Origin of the sequence: Nonomuraea sp. KM88, from assembly GCF_052245635.1 — a bacterium.
GTDB lineage: Bacteria > Actinomycetota > Actinomycetes > Streptosporangiales > Streptosporangiaceae > Nonomuraea.
In genome coordinates, this window is sequence record NZ_JBQQCC010000031.1 from 41,903 (window position 1) to 58,612 (window position 16,710).

Genomic DNA, 16,710 nt, shown 5'->3' on the forward strand with positions numbered 1-16,710 from the left:
ATGGGCCTGAGGGCTGGATCCCGGTGCTGTGCGGGATCCAGCCGTTCAACCCGGCGTGCAGCGCCCTCAGCAGCCTTGAGCCGCTCTCTGTGGCCGTCTGGCGCGGCGGTCGGGTCTCAGACGGCGCGGCGTCTGGATGCCTGGCCGCTCTAGTCAGGCGTCCAGGATCTGTCGAGAGCAGGCCGGCAGGTAGTCATGGTCGCGGGTCAGGCGCCGGTGTCGATCCCGAGCCCGGCTCCATGGTCGGAGACCGTGTTCTTGAACCCCTGATCGACCAGGGCTGCGGTCTGTCACATCGATCTTCCCTCGCGGGCATCAAGGTGATGAACGGAGTCAAACCCGTACACCACTCCCGTGGGCGCAACCGCCGCGCCGGGTCTTACTCCGCCGGGAGTCGGCGTCGCGTGGTGGTTGGTTCGATGCGGTCAGATCACCATACCGCCCCACGGCCAGCGGCGTACCCGGTACGGCATCCACCAGGCAACGTCTCCCACCTGACCCACCAGCCCTTCGCTGACCAGGTCGTCGAGTACCGCAGCCGGCACCTGGTCGGCGCGGCAGCTCGACGAGAGCCTGTCGACTGCCCGCAGGTAGTCGACGTCGTCGATGACGTAGCGGGCCAGCGAACCTGGCCGCCGGTCCCGTACCTCCACGAACCCTGGTCCCTGCCGCCACATACATTTACCGAGGTAGAACTCCTCGCGCCAGTCGTCGCCGACATCGCGGCCCGCCGAGTCCAGCACCGCCCGAGGCGGGTAAAGGTGGCTGAGCAGCCGCCAGTTCTCCAGAGCCGGGCCCAGCCGTACCTCCCAGTCGACGACCAGTGCCCAGCTCGTGAGCTCGGTCAACAGCAGCAACCACCCGACCACGGTGGCGGCACCCTGTCGGTCGGTCAGATCGACCGGGCGATCGAGGGCGACTCGGCGTACTCCCTGGTGGTAGAGCGTGGCGGCCAGTTCCGCTGGTGGGTCGCCTGCGCCGACCCGACGGCTGCCCATGGCGACGGCCGGAAGCCGGAGCAGCTCCTGGTCGTGGTGATGCCACAAGGTCAGCGTCAGCGAACCCGGCGCCGTCATGTCGCGGGCACCGGGGAGGTTGCCGCCGGTGGGAGATGGTCGAAGAGGTCTGGGCTCGATCCGTCAAGGCGCTGACCGATGCGGAGCAGCTCCTGGTTGTCGGCCACTGCGGCGACGTGGACATAGTGACCGGCGTCGGCGAAGGCGATGCCCAGCCGGCACCATCGGTCGAGCAACGCGTCGACTTCGGGCTCCGTCACCGAGCCCGCGAGTTCACGCACCAGCCCGGGGACCGTACGCGGCTGGTCGAGCAGCCGGAAGGCGGCCACCTCTACCGGGTCGCGCAGCGAATGTACGGTCCAGTCGAACCGCGCGCGCCGACTGACCAGCACGATGGAGTCGCCCAGATCGAGGTAGCCGAACCGGCTCTCGGCATACGCCCGCTGCCACTCCCCCACCGCCTCCCGCAGCACGTCGGCGACCGACTCGTCGATCCCATGGCGCGGTGCGGCGAACATGTACGCCAGGTCCATCAGCTCCTCATTCGGGAGGTCGTAGATCCGGTGGTACTGGGAGGCGGGCTCCAGCGGCGCGAAGCCAAGCTCGGGCCGGTCGAAGTACGGGCTGAATCGCTCGATCACGAGCCTGGTCACCACGTCAGGCGGGGGAAGATGGTGCAGGGCCGGGAACTGCGCGATCAGTGGGAGGTAGTCCTCAGGCCGCTCGCCGGGAAAGCCGTAGAGGTAGTTCCAGGTCAGTGTCAGGCCGGTGCCGTAGGCGTCGCGCAGCAGCCGTACGTTCTGGCACCCGGAGACACCCTTGTCCATGATCTTCAGGACCCGGCTGCTCAGGTTCTCTATGCCTGGCTGAACGCTGACCACGCCGGCACCGGCCAACGCTCTCAGCTGGTCGCGCCTGAGGTTGGACTTGATCTCGTAGTGCAGCCGCAGATCGTAGCTGGACTCCGCCAGCCTGGGTATGAGCGTGGTGAGGTAGCCCATGTCGAGGATGTTGTCCACCACGTACATGTCGAGCACCTTGTGGCGGCGGACCAGCCGGATGATCTCGTCGTAAAACGCCGCGGGGTTCTTACTGCGGAATTCCATGAACGAGCCGTTGAGCCCGCAGAAGGTGCAGTGGTGCTTCTGGCCCCACCAGCATCCGCGGGCGCTTTCGACGACCAGCTTCGGCTCCACCCAGTCATGGGCCGCCGACGACTCCAGCCGCTCGAAGAATCCGTCGTAGTCCGGGGTCACGATCTCGCTCGGCGGCAGTGCTCGGCCGGTCATGGGGTTCGCGTGGTGGCCGCCGTCCGGCCCTCGCCAGCACAGGCCCGGGATAACGGCGAGCGCCGCGGGATCTGCGGCTGCGGCGGTGGGCTCGGCGAGCTCTGGGCCCGCCAGCACCTTCAGCAGCGCGGGGAACGCCACGTCTCCCTCACCGCGAATCACGTAGTCCACGAAGGGGAAGTTGCGGTGCAGGGCCGCACCCTGGGCGCCGTCGCAGTTGGCCCCACCGAAGGCGACACGCACCTGCGGCGAGGCCCGCTTGACCGCCTGCGCTGTGGCCAGCGCCGCCGTGTTCTGCTGGAACGTAGAAGTAAAACCCACCACGTCCGGCTCGGCCGCCACGATTCCGGCGGCGAGTTCCTCGACGAACTCCGGGGCTGAGGCGTGCAGGTCGAGGCTGAGCTCGTGACGCTCGTCAGTCAGCCATGTCTCCTCGCCCGGCTCGCCTGTCCGCCATTGCGGGTCGCGGTAGAGCGCGGAGGAAAAGACCCAGTCGCCGACTCCGGAGAAGTAACTGTCGATGCAGTAGTAGTGGTAGTCATGCGTGGTGAACCGATGCCGGCCCACGACCCAGTCGACGTAGTCGAGATTGGCGTGCACCACGGTCACCTCGGCGTCAGGGACGGCAGCCACGGCGGCGTTGCGCAGGATGCCAAGCGCCAGGGATGGCGCGTCGATCATCGCCCATGGCATGTTGACGAGGAAGATACGCACGAGAGTCCTCAGTGATCGTGTGCTTTCCATGAGCATCAGGGCGGCGCCGGTGAGGCAGAGGCCTGCCGAGGGCCGCCTGCCCCGAGCCGCCGCAGGAAAGGAGCAACCACCCCGATCGTCGGAGTGGTTGCCGGGGTGTTCCTACTTCGTGTGGGGCACGATGACTTCCCATCCGGATGTCTTCCATGCCCTGCTGGCCGGGCTCTGCTTGGCCCTGTCCAGAGGGTCGTTGTGAACGATCGTCTTCTTCACGCGGCGCACCTCCTGTTCGTGCAAGATGGTCGGCCACACGGTGCGGCAGGTTGCGAACATTCCCCTGACGCCGCTGTGACGGCCAGTCGGAAAGCGTGACGATTCCTCTCTTGGCGTACGGTGATTTTTACCGGTCAAGTTAATCTTTGGCCGAAATAGGGCGTCAAGGACCGATGGCGCCATATAAATGGCGTTTTATGCCATGCGGGAGACAGGCGCAGGGCTGACCAGAAAACATCAACCCTACGCAAAAGTCGACCTCTTCGACGCGTCGGGATGGCGGTCCCGGCAACGTTGTGATGTGTCCTGCCAGGGCCCCATCGACGGTCCGCGCGATGAACCGGACCGCGACGATCGCCATGCGCGAAGGTCTCGCGAGCCGCATCACCGCCGCCCTTCCTGCGGCTTGACGCGCAGCCACCTTGCCCCTCCGCGCTGGGAGCCGGCCAGGCGTGTCGAAGGTGTCGAGCCTGAGGCTCGCCAAGCGTCAAGCCCTGGGCGCCCTCTGAAGGACCCGGCAGATGCCTGAGCCGCCGGTCAAGCGGGCACCTGGTAGAGGGCGCCGTCATCCCAGGTCGCCGTGTAGATGGTGCCGGCGGCGTTCACACCGAGCGCGACGGGTGAGCCGAGGCCCGACATGACCGCGACGGCTCTTCCGTCCTGATCCACCCGCTTGATGGCGCCCGCTGCCCGATCCGTGGCGTACAGGCGATTGTCCCGGCCGACGACCAGACCGACTCCGAGCCCGTCGAAGTCATCGGAGTGCGTGGTCACCCGGCCGTCGCGGCCGATGCGTGACAGGGTCCCGCCCGTGTAGTTGGCCACGAAGATCGTGCCCCCTGCGTCCTCGGCCACGCCGACGGGCGTGCTGAGCCCACCGGCTACCCTGCTCACCGTGCCGTCGGGGGCGACTCGCATGATCTCGTTGCTGGCCCGGTTGCAGACCAGCAGGTTGCCGCGCGAGTCGAAACCGATGCCTGTCGGGGTGTGAAATCCCGTCGCGAACTCCTGGCGCCGCCCTGCCGGGCTGATCCGGTACACGGTGTCGCCGGAGTAACTGGCGACGTAAAGGTTGCCCTTGGTGTCCAGGGCCAGCCCGGCGGGCGCACTCACCTCCGCGAACGTCGAGCGCGCGCCGTCCGGGGTGACACGTTCGACCGTCCCGCCCGACCAGTTGGAGACGTACAGCGTCCCGTCCGGGGCGAACGCCAGACCGGTCGGCGCGGAGAAGCCGGTGTGGATCGCCGCGGACGCGGCTCCGGACGAAGCGAGCGGCGGGGCGCCGGTAGGGGGCGTCCGACTCGTCTCGCCGGCGCACCCGACTGTCAGCGCCAGCAGAACCACGCCCAGTAGACGTCGTACGACGTTCGCCCGCGCCCCACCGGGCATGCGCATGGCACCCGCGCCTGCCCTCCCACCGGGCGGGCTCGAGGGTCGAAGGGAATCCGCTGCCGCGTTCACCTGTCCTCCAGGAGGGCTCGGTAGTGCGCGATCTTCTTGTCCAGCGCGCGCATGCTCGAACGCAGGCTCCGTAAGCGCTGGTCGACGACCTTGCGATGGTCGCTCAGTAATTCCAGCCTTGCGGCGATGCTTTCGTCGCCGGCCCTGCGCAGTTCGGCGAACAGTTTCATGTCGGCGATCGACATACCCGTGTCGCGCAGGCGCATCAGGAAGGCGAGCCAGTCCATGTCGGCGGTCGCGTACCGGCGCACGCCGACAGGGCTACGGCGGACGGCTTGGATGAGCCCGGCCTTCTCGTAGTAGCGAAGGGTGTGGGCGGACAGGCCGGTTCTGCGGGATACCTCGGTGATCGACAGGGTCTGCGCGTCATCGTTCAGTTGCGGTGATGCTGACATGGGCCCACGCTAGGAGTTGGAGCGCGCTCCAACGCAAACCCGGCGTCTATCAGGGATAACGGGCGCTGAACACCTTTGCGGCGCGGGATGCTCGTGTAGATCGGCCGCAGCGACCGCGTGCAGACCCGCGTCCGGTCAGCCGCGGTCGCGCCAGCCGCCGGGCCGTCCGTCGCCGCCACGGCCCTCCCAGGGGGCCCGGTCACCATCACCGGGCCAGTCGCGGTTGCCCGGGTCGAAGATGTCGAGCGGGCCCCTGTCGCCTCGCCGGTCGTCGCGCTTCTTCTTGGGCTTGGGCGCGCAGTTGTCGGTGCACCCGCCGAACCGCGACTTGTCGACCGACGTGAAGTGCCGCGGCTCGACCCCCTTCAGGGCCGAGAGCATCGAGTCTTTCCAGATGCGCCCGGAGATGGAGGACCCGTACACGTACGGGTAGTAAGTGCCGCCGATCCTGATGCCGATCAGCTTGTGTGCCGAGGTGCCGCGCGGGTCGCCGAGGCTGACCGCGGAGGCCAGGTTGGGCGTGTAACCGGCGAACCATGCCGACATGTAGTTGTCGGTCGTGCCGGTCTTGCCGGCCGCGTCCCTGCCGATGCCGCCCACGCCGCTCATCGTGCCCTTGGTGAAGACGCCCTCCAGGATGCCGTTGACCGCGTCGGCGACCTCTTCGTCCAGCGCCTGGGAGCACTTCGGTTTGTACTGCTTCGTCGCGCCGTTACGGTCCGTGATCTCGGTGATGGCCAGCGGCTTGCAGTATTTTCCGCGGGCCGCGAACACCGCGTACGAGTTGGCGATCGTGACGGGGTCGACCTCGTTGACACCCAGCGTGAACGTCTCAACCTCGGAGAGTTTCTGGCCGTCGGCCCGCTTGACCCCGAGGCGCTTGGCCATCTTGACGACCTTGCAGAGGCCGACCTCCTGCGACAGCTTGACGAAGAAGGTGTTGACCGACCCCCACGTGCCGGTCTGCAGGGTCTTGAAGCCGCCGCCGCCCTCGCTGGAGTTGCGCACGGTGTGGCTCGGGTCGCCGACGTTCTTGCCTTCGCAGTTCTTGAACGAGCTGTAGCTGCCGGCCTTGTAGCCGGAGGGGGAGGGGAAGCCGTCGCTGTACTTCATGCCCTCTTCCAGGGCGGCGGCCAGTGTGTAGACCTTGGCCGTCGAGCCCTGCTGGAAGCCGCGCCCGCCACCGTGCGCCGCGTCGGCCACGATGTTGTAGCTCATCTCGTTCTTCTTCTTGCTGCCGCCGAACTTGCGGGAGGCGGCCATGGCCTTGATCTCACCGGTGCCGGGCACGATCATGGCCTGCGAGGCGACCGGCTTGTCCTTGGTGCTGACGTACTTCTTGATGGCCTTCTCGGCGGCGGCCTGCATCTTGGGGTCGATCGTGGTCTTGATCTTCATGCCGCCGCGCTGGAGCAGCTTGCGGCGCTCGTCCTGGTTCTTGCCGAAGTCTTCGTTGTTGAGGATCTCGTACTGGACGTAGAGGCAGAAGTACGGGAACTTGCTGGACTCGCAGCCGCCGGACATCTTGACGTCCTTGTAGCCCAGCTTCTCCTTCTTGGCCTCGGCGGCGTCCTTTGGCGTGATCTTGCCGATCTGGGCCATCCGGTCGAGCACGACGTTGCGCCGTTCCAGCAGCCGCTTGCGGGAGTCGGAGTCGACGTTGGGGTCGGTGCGCGCGGGGTTCTGCACGGCGCCGGCCAGCGTGGCGGCCTCGGCGAGGTCGAGCTCGGAGGCGGGCTTGTCGAAGAAGCGTTTGGCCGCGGCCTGGATGCCGTGGGCGCCGGCGCCGAAGTAGGCGATGTTCAGATATTTCTCGAGAATCTGGTCCTTGGTGTACTTCTTCTCGATCGCCATCGCGTAACGCAGCTCGGTCAGCTTGCGGGAGATGGTGGGCGCGATGGCCGCCTGGTATTCCTCCGGCGTCTCAGCCTTGTTGACCAGCACCTGCTTGACGTACTGCTGGGTGATGGACGAGCCGCCCTGTGTCACGCCGCCGCTGGTGAAATTCTTCATCAGCGCTCTGGCCGTTCCCTCCACATCGATCGGTCCGTGCTGGTAGAAACGGAAGTCCTCGATCGAGATGAGCGCCGTCCGCATGATCGGCGCGACCTTGTCGAGGGGCACGGACTGACGGTTTTCGAAGTAGAACCAGGCGATCTTCTTGCCGTTGGCATCGAGCAGCTCGGTCCGCTCGGGCAGAGGAGGCTCATCGAGGTTTTCCGGCTTGAGGTTGAGCCCTTCGACGGCGCTCTTCGTGGACATCCCGGCTCCGCCGACCGCCGGCAGCGCCACGGCGGCCGCGAGCACCCCGGCCGCCGATCCGGCGATGATCAGTCGCAGGATGTTGAGGACGGGGTTGGAGCGATCTTTGCCGCGAGCTTGCACGCTACCTAGCGTACGTCGAAACGGTGACCGAACCGGTAGCGCGACACCATTTCGCCTTGACTGATGGGGGTGACTAGTCATTCCCGGTCAAGATCAGGCCCGAGAAATTGGTCCTCTGGGGTCTGTCGGCCCGAACGTCTCGTTGCGTACGTTCTCCCTGCGGCAACTGAATACGGAGGCTCGGCGCCCGCGCCCGTCGGCCCCAAATGACGACTGACCACCTAAGGGGAGTGGGGTCGAAAAATGTGGATCACGGATTGGACCTCCCGTGCCGCCTGTAAGGGTGCGGATCCGGATGCCCTGTTCGTGCAGGGCGCCGCGCAGAACAGGGCGAAGCTCATCTGCCGGGGTTGCCCGGTCCGCACCGAGTGCCTCGCCGATGCGCTGGACAACCGCATCGAGTTCGGGGTGTGGGGCGGCATGACAGAACGAGAACGGCGTGCACTGCTTCGTCGGCGTCCTGACGTCGACTCGTGGCGAGACCTGCTCGAGTCGGCCAAGGAAGAGTACGAACGAACCAACGAGCTGATCGCGGGCTGATCAGGCCCACGAGCGAGTACGGCCGGCGCCGTCCGCCGGCCGTACTTTCTCTTTGTCAGGCGGTCGCCAGCAGGTCACCGATCTGTCGCAGACCTGTGAGATCGTGAACGTCCTCGGACATGGCGCGGACCTGCACCACGGGCACCGTGGGGTGGGCCGAGGCGAAGTGCTCCTGCTCGCGGCTCTCGCGAGCGGTGAGCTGCATCCGGCCGGCGTGCAGCCGCAGCACGGCGGCGGTCAGCTCATGCTCGCCCCTCGACTCCAGGTCTTCCGCGGCCGCCGCGCTGCGGGCGGCTGAGAGCGCTGGGGCGGGCGACACGTGCACGCGGTTGACCACGAGGCCGGCCAGGGGCATGCGCTCCTCGGCCAAACGCTCGACGAAATAGGACGCCTCGCGCATCGCGTCGCGCTCGGGCGCGGCCACCACGAGGAAGGCCGTGCCCGGGGCCTGCAGCAGCTGGTACGTCATCTCGGCCCGCTGCCTGAACCCGCCGAACACGGCGTCGAGCGCGGACACGAACGTCTGCAGATCCTTGATCACCTGAGCGCCGAGCAGCTTGGTCATCGCGCCCGCCATCAACCCGAACCCGGCGTTGAGCAGCCGGAACGCGCTGCGCCCCCCGGCCTTGGCCGGAGCCGTCAGCAGCCTGATGAACCTGCCGTCGAGGAAGCGCCCGAGGCGCTCGGGAGCGTCGAGGAAGTCGAGCGCGTTCCGCGAGGGCGGGGTGTCCACGATGATCAGGTCCCACTCGTCGGAGCGGCGGAGCTGGCCCAGTTTCTCCATGGCCATGTATTCCTGGGTGCCGGAGAAGCTGGACGAAAGGGACTGGTAGAAGGGGTTCGACAGGATCTGCCGGGCCCGCTCGGGATCGGCGTGCGCCTCGATGATCTCGTCGAACGTGCGCTTCATGTCGAGCATCATGGCGAACAGCTGGCCGCCGCCCTCGGGGGAGCTGACGAGGCGCGGCGTGTTGTCCAGCTCGGTCAGCCCCATCGACTGGGCGAGGCGCTTGGCGGGGTCGACGGTCAGTACGACCACGCACCTGCCGCGCTCCGCGGCGCGCAGCCCGAGCGCAGCCGCGGTCGTGGTCTTGCCCACGCCGCCGGCGCCGCAGCAGACGATGATCCGGGTGCCCTGGTCGTCGAGGATCGCGTCGATGTCGAGGGTGGCGGGCTTCTTCACGCTGCTCCCTGGGTGCGCATGCTCTCCGCGAGTTCGTACAGGCCGGCCAGGTCGACGCCGTCGGCCAGCAGCGGCAGTTCGTAGCTTTTCAGGCCCGCCTCGGCCAGCGACTCGCGCTCGGCCTTCTCCAGCTCGGTGCGGTGGGCGTGTTCGACGAGCTCCTCGGCGAGCGCCTCGGCCATCGCCGTGGCCTCGGCGCCGTCGGCCACGCCCGCGGCCTTGAGCCCCAGTACGAGCTCACCGGCGTCGAAACGGCCCTTGACAGCCGTGTCAAGGGCGGCCTGCGGCAGCAGCGACTCGCGGACCATGTTGACGAAGATGCCGCCGGGGGGCAGGCCGGCGGCGCGGAGCTCGGCGACGCCGTCGAGCGTCTCCTGGACCGGCATCTCCTCCAGCAGCGTGACGAAGTGCACGGCGGTCTCGGGGGATTTCACCACGTTGTTGACCAGCTCGGAGTGGTTCTTGATGGGCCCGACCTTGGCCAGGCCCGCCACCTCCTGGGTGACGTTGAGGAACCGCGCGATGCGGCCGGTCGGTGGAGCGTCCAGGACGACGGCGTCGTAGATCCGGCGGCCGTTCCTGCCCCGCCGGCGTACGGCCTCGGTCGTCTTACCGGTGACGAGGACGTCGCGGAAACCCGGTGCCACGGTGGTGGCGAAGTCGACGATGCCCATCTTGGTCAGCGCCCGGCCCGCGCTGCGCATCCCGTAGAACATCTCCATGTATTCGAGCATGGCCGCTTCCGGGTCGATGGACAGCGCGAAGACGTCGCCGCCCGAGGGCGCCACCGCGATCTTGCGCTCTTCGTACGGCAGCGGCGGCAGGTCGAAGATCTGCGCGATGCCCTGCCGGCCCTCCACCTCCACGAGCAGCACCTTTCGGCCGCCGGAGGCGAGAGCCAGAGCGAGAGCGGCGGCCACGGTCGTCTTGCCGGTGCCGCCCTTGCCGGTGACCACGTGCAGCCGCACGCCGGCCCAGTCCGTGTCCGGAGAGTCCACGATTCGAGGCTACCGAACGGTCACTTGTCGAAAGCCGACGACCACCCTTTGAGATTGCTCACACTGGCGCCGCGTCGGTGGAAGGTGCTGTCAGCGGTTCTTGTGAGACGCTGACAGCCATGAAGAAATGGGAATATCTCACAGCCCCGGTGTTGATCCACAACACCAAGATGATCCTCGACAACTTCGGCGCCGACGGCTGGGAGTTGGTGCAGATCCTGCAGGGCGCCACGCCCGAGCAGCTCGTCGCCTACTTCAAGCGGGAGAAGCAGTGACGCCTGAGCAGAAGATCGAAGAGCTGGGCCTGACGTTGCCGCCGCCCGTCGCGCCCGTGGGCTCCTACGTCGCCACCGTACGCACCGGCGACCTGGTCTACACCTCGGGCCAGGTGCCGATGCTGGAGGGCAAGCTGCACCAGACCGGCAAGCTCGGCGTCGACCTGGGCACCGACGAGGGCCGGGCGCAGGCCCGCATCTGCGCGCTCAACGCCGTCGCGGCGCTCAAGGGCGAGCTGGGCGAGCTGTCCAGGGTGCGGCGGATCGTCAAGGTCGTGGTGTTCGTGGCCAGTGCACCCGGCTTCACCGAGCAGCCGCAGGTGGCCAACGGCGCCAGCGATCTGCTCGCCGAGGTCTTCGGGGAGCAGGGCAAGCACGCCCGCAGCGCGGTGGGTATGGCCGTGCTGCCGCTGGACGCGCCCGTGGAAGTGGAGCTGATCGCCGAAGTAGCCTGAATCGGGATATGTCACCATGACCGAGTGATGTTCTAAGGAGGTCAGGTGACCGGAATTCCGCTTCCAGCCGAGCTCGCCGCGCGGGCGCGGGACGTTCTCGCCGGACGGGTGGAGCCGGTGCCCGCGCGGGACGCCGCCACCGTGGTGTTGCTGCGCGAGGGCCCCGAGGTCTACCTGCTCCGGCGCAAGTCCACGATGGCCTTCGCGGCGGGCGCGTACGTCTTCCCCGGCGGCTCCGTGGACGAGCGCGACGCCGACCAGGCGGTCGCCTGGTCCGGGCCGTCCCCCGCGGAGTGGGGCGCGGTGTTCAAGGCGAGCGAGCGGCTGGCGCGGGCGCTGGTGTGCGCGGCCGTACGCGAGACGTTCGAGGAGTCGGGCGTGCTGCTGGCCGGGCCCGGGCCCGGCTCCGTGGTCGCCGACACGACCGGCGACGACTGGGAGGCCGACCGGCTCGCCCTCATCGACAGGAGCCTGGCCTTCGCCGACTTCCTCGCCCGGCGCGGCCTGGTGCTCCGCTCCGACCTGCTCAAGCCGTGGGCGCACTGGATCACGCCGGAGATCGAGCGCAAGCGCTTCGACACGCGCTTCTTCGCCGCCGTGCTGCCCGACGGGCAGCGTACCCGTGACGTGGGCGGGGAGGCCGACCAGGTCGTGTGGCAGCGCCCGGCCGAGGCGGTCGAGCTGGCGCGCCAGGGGAAGATCTTCCTCATGCCGCCCACGCACCGGACGCTCACCGAGCTGGCGGCCTACGGCAGCGTGGGCGACGTCCTGGCGACGCCCAGGGAGATCGTGCGCATCATGCCCAGGGCGGTCGAGATCGAGGGCGAGATGCGGCTGGTGGTGGCTCCGTGAGCGGTCTGCGCATCCCGATCGGCACGCCCGACGGATCCCGTACGGAGCACGCCGAGAACCTGCTCGCCCCCAACCCCTCCGCCATGACGCTCGACGGCACCAACACGTGGGTGATCGGCGCGGGCGAGGAGGTGCTGGTCGTCGATCCGGGGCCCGAGGACGAGTCACACCTTCAGCGCGTACGCGACCATCTCGGCGAGCGCCGCGTCACCGAGATCCTGCTCACCCACGGCCATTTCGACCACAGCGGCGGCGCCAGGCGCTTCGCCCGGATGGTGAACGCTCCCGTGCGGGCTCTCGACCCGCGCCACCGGCTGGGCGACGAGGGCCTCGCCGACGGCGACGTGGTGACCGTGGCAGGGCTGGAGCTCCACGTGTACGGAACGCCTGGCCACTCGTTCGACTCGCTGTGCTTCTGGCTGCCCGCGGACAGGGCGATGCTGACCGGCGACACGGTGCTCGGAAGAGGCACCACGATCATCGCCCGCGACGGCGGCCTGGCCGACTATCTCCGCAGCCTCGACCGGCTGAGGGCGGCGGCGGAGAGCATGGAGGCGCGGGCGCTGCTGCCGGGCCACGGGCCTGTGCTGCCCGACCCGATCGGGGCGCTCGACGGCTATATCGCGCACCGGCGCGAGCGGCTCGACCAGATCAGGGCAGCGCGCGAGCAGGGCGCGCGCACGGCACGCCAGATCGTCAAGATCGTGTACGCCGACGTCGACCGGTCGCTCTGGCCGGCGGCGGAGATGTCGGTGCTGGCCCAGCTGGACTATCTCGACGCCTCCTGACCGGCGGGCCGACGGCTATCTGGAGCGGTTGTAGAGCCGGTCGATGTCGAGGATGACCACGGCCTTGGCCTCGATGCGCAGCCAGCCGCGCTGGGCGAAGTCGGCCAGCGCCTTGTTGACCGTCTCGCGGGAGGCGCCGACGAGCTGGGCCAGCTCTTCCTGGGTCAGGTCGTGGTGCACCCGGACGCCGTCGTCGGTCTTGATGCCGAACCGCTCGGCCAGGTCGAGCAGCTGCTTGGCCACTCGTCCGGGCACGTCGGTGAACACCAGGTCGGCCAGCACGTCGTTGGTGCGGCGCAGCCGCTGGGCGAGCGCGCGCAGCAGGTGCAGGGCCACCTCGGGCCGGCCGGTCAGCCAGGGCCGCAGGTCGTCGTGGCCGAGCCCGGCCAGGCGCACCTCGGTCAGCGCGGTCGCCGTGGCCGTGCGCGGCCTCGGGTCGAACAACGACAGCTCACCGAACATCTCGCTCGGCCCCAGCACGCTGAGCAGGTTTTCCCGCCCGTCCGGCGACGTGCGGGAAAGTTTGATCTTGCCGTCGAGCACGACGTAGAGGCGGTCGCCCGTCTCGTTCTCGTGGAAGAGCGTCTGTCCTTTGGGCAACTGGACCTCGGTGATGCTGGTGCGCAGCGCCGCGGCGCTCTCGCGGTCCAGCGCGGCGAACAGGGGGGCCTTGCCCAGCACATCTTCGGTGTTCACACTGCCTCCTCTGCTGCCATTGTGACTCACCCCACTTCGGGCGGCACACACAGGTTATGGGAATGCCGGGGTGTTCCGGGCATGCCCGTGTTGATCGGGTTTACCGGATTCCGGGAGGAAAGTTACCCGACGCACCTCTGGGTGCCCCACAGGAGGCCACCCGCTGCGGCCATCGCGGGTTCAACCGTTTGCCAGAGCTTCTACTCTTGCGGCATGGCCACGAACGCGGCGGGGCGCAAGCCGGAGACCCAGCTCGCACGAGTGCGGCGGGCGCGCAAGATGAACCGCATCCTCGCGGAGACCTATCCTGATGCTCATTGCGAGCTCGACTTCACCAACCCCCTTGAGCTGCTGGTGGCGACCATCCTGTCCGCGCAGTGCACGGACAAGCGGGTCAACATGGTCACTCCCATCCTGTTCGCGAAATATCCGTCGGTGGCCGACTACGCCGCCGCCGACCGGTCCGAGATGGAAGAGATCATCCGCTCGACCGGCTTCTTCCGCGCCAAGACCAACAGCATCATCGGCATGGCGCAGGCGATCTGCGAGCGCCACGGCGGCGAGGTGCCTGGCCGGCTGAAGGACCTGGTCAAGCTGCCCGGCGTGGGCCGCAAGACGGCCAACGTGGTGCTGGGCAACGCGTTCGACGTGCCAGGGCTCACCGTCGACACCCACTTCCAGCGGCTGGTGCGCCGCTTCGGCTGGACCGACGAGACCGACCCGGTCAAGATCGAGCACATCGTGGGCGAGCTGCTGCCCAAGCGCGAGTGGACGATCTTCTCCCACCGGGTGATCTGGCACGGCCGCCGCATCTGCCACGCCCGGCGCCCCGCGTGCGGCGTCTGCCCGCTGGCCGCCCTCTGCCCCTCCTACGGCACCGGTCCCACGGCCACCGCCGAGGCGGCGAAGCTTGTCAGGAACGGCCCCTTCTCCTGAACAGGGGAAGTGATCGACGCCACGGCGTGTTGGAGGATGCGTGACACAAGTGCCCGACTGGCTCGACACCCTGGCAGCGCAGGCACAGCGGGCCCGAGTGCCCCAAGCTCTGCGACCACCAGTGACAGGCGGGAGGGAGGCGGCGGTGCTCATGTTGTTCGGCGACGGGCCGCTCGGGCCCGACGTGCTGCTCATCCAGCGCAGCAACCGCGGGCGCAGGCACCCTGGCCAGCCCGCGTTCCCCGGCGGCGGCGTCGACCCCGAGGATGCCGGTCCCGTCGAGGCGGCGCTGCGCGAGGCCGAGGAGGAGACCGGCGTCGACCCCGCCGGCGTCCACGTGCTGGGCACGATGCCCGAGCTCTACCTGAGCTTCAGCGACAACCGGGTCACGCCCGTGATCGCCTGGTGGCGCGAGCCGTCCGCGGTGCACGCCGCCTCACCCGACGAGGTCGACTCCGTCGAGCGGGTGCCCATCGCCGAGCTGGTCGATCCCGTCAACCGCATCTCCCTGCGGCACCCCCAGGGCATGCTCGGGCCGGCGTTTCGGGTGCGCGGGATGCTGGTGTGGGGGTTCACCGCGATGGTGCTCGACTCCGTGCTGCGCGAGGCAGGGCTCGACCGGCCGTGGGACCCTGCCCAGGTGGAGGACCTGCCGCCGCTGGCGGCCCGCGACTAGCCGCTCCTCAGGGAGCCGTACGCAGGGCCACGCCGAGCGAGGCCCAGCCGGCCACGTCGGCGTCGCTGTCGGCGGCCAGCGCGCGCAGCGTCTCCAGCCCCGCGCGGTCGGGCGGTTCGCCGAGCACGTGCTGCAGCGCGTACGCGGCCCCGTACCTCACTCTGGCGTCGCCGTGGCCGGCCAGGTCGATCACGGACGGCAGCGAGCGCGGGTCGGCCAGGTGGCCGAACGCGATCAGCACCGAATAGAGCACCATGGCGTCGTCCTCGCTGGCGGCGAGGTAGCGCAGCACCGGCAGCGTCCGGTCCACGAACGGCTGCAACATGCCCATGATGTCCACGCCCAGCAGCCGCTCGGCGACCGTGTCGCCAGCGCACAACCGGCGTGCCTCGACGAACGACTCGAGATCGCTCCGCTGGCGCAGGATGGAGATAACATGCCAGCGCAGCGGGCCGTCCGGATCGGTGTCGTGCAGAGCTGCCTCGATGAGATCGCGCACTGTTACCTCGGCCGGCGGCATAGCGCCCAAGATAGTCAGCAGGGTGACACCGTCCTGGCGGAACACGTTCACACTTGACCGTCTCGCTGGCTACCTTTGAAGCGTGCGCGGTGATCTGCTTGACCTCATACTGATCGGCCTCGTGATCGCCTTCGGCATCTCGGGATACCGGCAGGGGTTCATCATCGGAGCGATGAGCTTCGTGGGGTTCGTGGGCGGGGCCGTGCTGGGCGTCTTCATCGCGCCTCCCGTCTCCAAGGCCGTCGTCGACGGTGACACGCCGCAGGCGCTGCTCGCCATCGTGATCGTCTTCCTGTCCGCCACCATCGGCCAGTTCGCCTCCTCGACGCTCGGCGCCGTCGTGCGCAGCCACGTCACGTGGGAGCCCGCCAGGGTGGCCGACGCCGTCGGAGGCACGTTCGCCAGCGCCCTGTCCGTGCTGGTCATCGCCTGGCTGATCGGGTCGCTGATCGTCTCCACGGCGTTCACCCCGCTGGTCGACCAGGTGAAGAACTCCGCGCTGCTGACCACCGTCGACGACGCGATCCCGCAGGCCGCGCGTAACTGGCAGGCGCCGTTCAAGAAGTTCATCGACCGCTCGGAGTTCCCGCCCGTCTTCGACGCCATCGGCGCCGGCACGATCATCGACGTGCCGCCACCCGACCAGAGCGTGCTGAAGGGCGGCAAAGGCCTCGAAAGGGCACGCAGGTCGATCGTCAAGGTGCAGGGCAACGCGCAGAGCTGCAACAAGCACATCGAGGGCACCGGCTTCGTCTACGCGCCCGGCCGGATCATGACCAACGCCCACGTGGTCGCCGGCGTGACCCGCGACCTGCAGATCGTCGACTCGACCAACACGCGCCACAAGGCCACGGTGGTGCGCTACAACCCGCGGCGCGACATCGCCATCCTCTACGTCCCCGGGCTCAACCTGCCGCAGCTCGCCTTCGACGGCGACGGCGGGCGCGGCGACGACGCGATCGTGGCCGGCTTCCCCAAGGGCCAGGGCTTCACCGCCGTGTCGGCCAGGATCGGCGGCCAGCTCGACGCCGAGGGCCCCGACATCTACCGCGAGGACACGGTCACGCGCAAGGTCTACGCGATCCGCGGCCAGGTGCTGCCGGGCAACTCCGGCGGGCCGCTGCTCACGCCCGAGGGCCGCGTCTACGGCGTGATCTTCGCCGCCGCGATCAACGAAGAGGAGACGGGCTACGTCCTGACGGCCGAAGAGGTCGCCCCCGACGCCGCCAGAGGCCGCAACGACACCACTCCGGACAGCACACAGGAGTGCGACTGACCC

The 16,710-nt window shown here is 68.6% G+C and carries 17 protein-coding genes; 8 read left to right on the plus strand and 9 right to left on the minus strand.

Going from position 1 to position 16,710, the window contains the following annotated elements:
• Positions 1-425: 425 nt before the first annotated feature.
• The 5 genes from ACTWPV_RS46920 to ACTWPV_RS46940 form a co-directional block, all read right to left on the minus strand.
• Positions 426-1,076, minus strand: coding sequence for a DUF5825 family protein (locus ACTWPV_RS46920; protein WP_443156805.1), 651 nt, complete (start codon positions 1,074-1,076; stop codon positions 426-428).
• Entirely contained in the window at positions 1,073-3,019 is a 1,947-nt protein-coding gene (locus ACTWPV_RS46925; protein WP_443156806.1) for a RiPP maturation radical SAM C-methyltransferase, read from the minus strand. The genes ACTWPV_RS46920 and ACTWPV_RS46925 overlap by 4 nt, the downstream gene beginning before the upstream one ends.
• A 789-nt stretch (positions 3,020-3,808) precedes the next feature.
• Complete coding sequence (locus tag ACTWPV_RS46930) at positions 3,809-4,666, minus strand: Vgb family protein (RefSeq protein ID WP_443156807.1); 858 nt, start codon at positions 4,664-4,666, stop codon at positions 3,809-3,811.
• A 62-nt stretch (positions 4,667-4,728) separates the two neighbouring features.
• On the minus strand, positions 4,729-5,127 hold the full coding sequence (locus tag ACTWPV_RS46935) for a MerR family transcriptional regulator (protein WP_443156808.1): 399 nt from the start codon (positions 5,125-5,127) through the stop codon (positions 4,729-4,731).
• A 135-nt stretch (positions 5,128-5,262) separates the two neighbouring features.
• Positions 5,263-7,512 (minus strand): transglycosylase domain-containing protein, encoded by a 2,250-nt coding sequence (locus tag ACTWPV_RS46940; RefSeq protein WP_443156809.1) that lies wholly within the window; start codon positions 7,510-7,512, stop codon positions 5,263-5,265.
• A gap of 243 nt (positions 7,513-7,755) precedes the next feature.
• Between ACTWPV_RS46940 and ACTWPV_RS46945 the strand changes: the two genes are divergently transcribed.
• Positions 7,756-8,052, plus strand: a complete 297-nt coding sequence (locus ACTWPV_RS46945; protein WP_090771382.1) for a WhiB family transcriptional regulator — start codon at positions 7,756-7,758, stop codon at positions 8,050-8,052.
• Positions 8,053-8,107: 55 nt separating this feature from the next.
• Here the strand turns inward: ACTWPV_RS46945 and ACTWPV_RS46950 are convergent, their stop codons facing one another.
• Together ACTWPV_RS46950 and ACTWPV_RS46955 are read right to left on the minus strand one after the other, a co-directional pair.
• Positions 8,108-9,235 (minus strand): ArsA family ATPase, encoded by a 1,128-nt coding sequence (locus ACTWPV_RS46950; protein WP_443156810.1) that lies wholly within the window; start codon positions 9,233-9,235, stop codon positions 8,108-8,110.
• Positions 9,232-10,233 carry an ArsA-related P-loop ATPase gene (locus ACTWPV_RS46955; protein ID WP_347650888.1) on the minus strand — a complete coding sequence of 334 codons (1,002 nt, stop codon included), beginning with the start codon at positions 10,231-10,233 and terminating at the stop codon, positions 9,232-9,234. Before ACTWPV_RS46955 ends, ACTWPV_RS46950 begins: the two co-directional genes overlap by 4 nt.
• 119 nt (positions 10,234-10,352) lie before the next feature.
• Between ACTWPV_RS46955 and ACTWPV_RS46960 the strand changes: the two genes are divergently transcribed.
• From ACTWPV_RS46960 to ACTWPV_RS46975, 4 genes are read left to right on the plus strand one after another with little or no spacing between them, the layout of a single operon-like run.
• On the plus strand, positions 10,353-10,508 hold the full coding sequence (locus ACTWPV_RS46960) for a hypothetical protein (RefSeq protein ID WP_165959776.1): 156 nt from the start codon (positions 10,353-10,355) through the stop codon (positions 10,506-10,508).
• Positions 10,505-10,963: a RidA family protein gene (locus tag ACTWPV_RS46965; RefSeq protein WP_443156811.1), complete on the plus strand. Its 459-nt coding sequence runs from the start codon at positions 10,505-10,507 to the stop codon at positions 10,961-10,963. Before ACTWPV_RS46960 ends, ACTWPV_RS46965 begins: the two co-directional genes overlap by 4 nt.
• Positions 10,964-11,017: 54 nt before the next feature.
• Complete coding sequence (locus ACTWPV_RS46970) at positions 11,018-11,815, plus strand: NUDIX hydrolase (RefSeq protein WP_443156822.1); 798 nt, start codon at positions 11,018-11,020, stop codon at positions 11,813-11,815.
• Positions 11,812-12,603: an MBL fold metallo-hydrolase gene (locus tag ACTWPV_RS46975; RefSeq protein ID WP_347650890.1), complete on the plus strand. Its 792-nt coding sequence runs from the start codon at positions 11,812-11,814 to the stop codon at positions 12,601-12,603. The genes ACTWPV_RS46970 and ACTWPV_RS46975 overlap by 4 nt, the downstream gene beginning before the upstream one ends.
• Before the next feature lie 15 nt (positions 12,604-12,618).
• Here the strand turns inward: ACTWPV_RS46975 and ACTWPV_RS46980 are convergent, their stop codons facing one another.
• Entirely contained in the window at positions 12,619-13,299 is a 681-nt protein-coding gene (locus tag ACTWPV_RS46980) for a Crp/Fnr family transcriptional regulator (RefSeq protein WP_347617301.1), read from the minus strand.
• A gap of 213 nt (positions 13,300-13,512) precedes the next feature.
• Here ACTWPV_RS46980 and nth point away from each other — a divergent pair, with 213 nt between their 5' ends.
• Both nth and ACTWPV_RS46990 read left to right on the plus strand, forming a co-directional pair.
• Entirely contained in the window at positions 13,513-14,235 is a 723-nt protein-coding gene (gene nth, locus ACTWPV_RS46985; protein ID WP_347650891.1) for an endonuclease III, read from the plus strand.
• A 40-nt stretch (positions 14,236-14,275) separates the two neighbouring features.
• On the plus strand, positions 14,276-14,911 hold the full coding sequence (locus ACTWPV_RS46990) for an NUDIX hydrolase (RefSeq protein WP_443156812.1): 636 nt from the start codon (positions 14,276-14,278) through the stop codon (positions 14,909-14,911).
• Positions 14,912-14,918: 7 nt separating this feature from the next.
• Here ACTWPV_RS46990 and ACTWPV_RS46995 read toward each other — a convergent pair whose 3' ends face one another.
• On the minus strand, positions 14,919-15,431 hold the full coding sequence (locus ACTWPV_RS46995; RefSeq protein WP_347650894.1) for a HEAT repeat domain-containing protein: 513 nt from the start codon (positions 15,429-15,431) through the stop codon (positions 14,919-14,921).
• 82 nt (positions 15,432-15,513) lie between these two features.
• On the opposite strand from ACTWPV_RS46995, the gene ACTWPV_RS47000 reads away from it, so the two are divergent.
• Entirely contained in the window at positions 15,514-16,707 is a 1,194-nt protein-coding gene (locus ACTWPV_RS47000; protein ID WP_443156813.1) for a MarP family serine protease, read from the plus strand.
• The last annotated feature ends 3 nt before the right edge of the window (positions 16,708-16,710 follow it).

Bases quoted from the DNA above. Each gene is read 5' to 3' on its own strand.
- ACTWPV_RS46960 (WP_165959776.1), top strand. From the start codon at position 10,353: ATGAAGAAATGGGAATATCTCACAGCCCCGGTGTTGATCCACAACACC.
- nth (WP_347650891.1), top strand. From the start codon at position 13,513: ATGGCCACGAACGCGGCGGGGCGCAAGCCGGAGACCCAGCTCGCACGA.
- ACTWPV_RS46935 (WP_443156808.1), bottom strand. From the start codon at position 5,127: ATGTCAGCATCACCGCAACTGAACGATGACGCGCAGACCCTGTCGATC.
- ACTWPV_RS46945 (WP_090771382.1), top strand. From the start codon at position 7,756: ATGTGGATCACGGATTGGACCTCCCGTGCCGCCTGTAAGGGTGCGGAT.
- ACTWPV_RS46995 (WP_347650894.1), bottom strand. From the start codon at position 15,431: ATGCCGCCGGCCGAGGTAACAGTGCGCGATCTCATCGAGGCAGCTCTG.
- ACTWPV_RS46930 (WP_443156807.1), bottom strand. From the start codon at position 4,666: ATGCGCATGCCCGGTGGGGCGCGGGCGAACGTCGTACGACGTCTACTG.
- ACTWPV_RS46920 (WP_443156805.1), bottom strand. From the start codon at position 1,076: ATGACGGCGCCGGGTTCGCTGACGCTGACCTTGTGGCATCACCACGAC.